The following is a 605-nucleotide window of genomic DNA, read 5'->3' as shown; positions in this document are numbered from 1 at the left end:
TTAAAGGTTCAAAAAATAGCCTTAAATGAAGTTACAGAGAGGTTGAATAAACTTTCCATTCCTGAACAAATAGAAGTTTTGCAAAAAAAGGAAACTAAAATCACGTTTTCAGACAAAACAACTCAATTTTTGTTCTGGTTCTGCAGCATCTGTTTTGTTGTGGCAGTTGCTGGAGCAGTTTACGGGATTAATGCGTATGATAAAATTGATGCCTTGAAAAATGAAGAATATAAAAAAGGTGTTTTAGAAGGACGAAAACAGATTTATTATAATTTGCCTAAAGACAGTCAAAAATTCATAGAAAAAAAATACCCTGAATGGAGAAAAATAAATTAAGCAAAACCAACTTGCTTTGTTCGGCAAGCTAAAAAAAACCTAAAGACTATCGAGCAAGTTCTATCGGGGGTCTTAGGGGTGGAAACCCCTAAAAAAAAGAATTCCTTATTTATTCTTCAAATGGAGATTCAGGAAGGTCTTCGATAGTGAATTTAGGTTTGATTTCTTTTTTTGTAAACTGTTTTATGGTCTCAAAAACTTCTCCAGTATTAGAGTTGATTAAATCTATATCTCCACCAGTGTTGTATTGTTTTATATAAGGCGTTTCT

1 protein-coding gene is annotated in these 605 nt (G+C 32.2%); it reads left to right on the top strand.

All coding sequences use genetic code 11. From position 1 onward, the window contains the following. The coding region (locus EGV92_RS14025) for a hypothetical protein (RefSeq protein WP_207401809.1) at positions 1-336 on the top strand (336 nt) is incomplete at its 5' end. Positions 337-605 lie beyond the last annotated feature (269 nt).

The organism is Psychrobacter pygoscelis, from assembly GCF_004335015.1.
Lineage (GTDB): Bacteria > Pseudomonadota > Gammaproteobacteria > Pseudomonadales > Moraxellaceae > Psychrobacter > Psychrobacter pygoscelis.
This window is presented reverse-complemented; position numbering and strand designations above follow the sequence as displayed.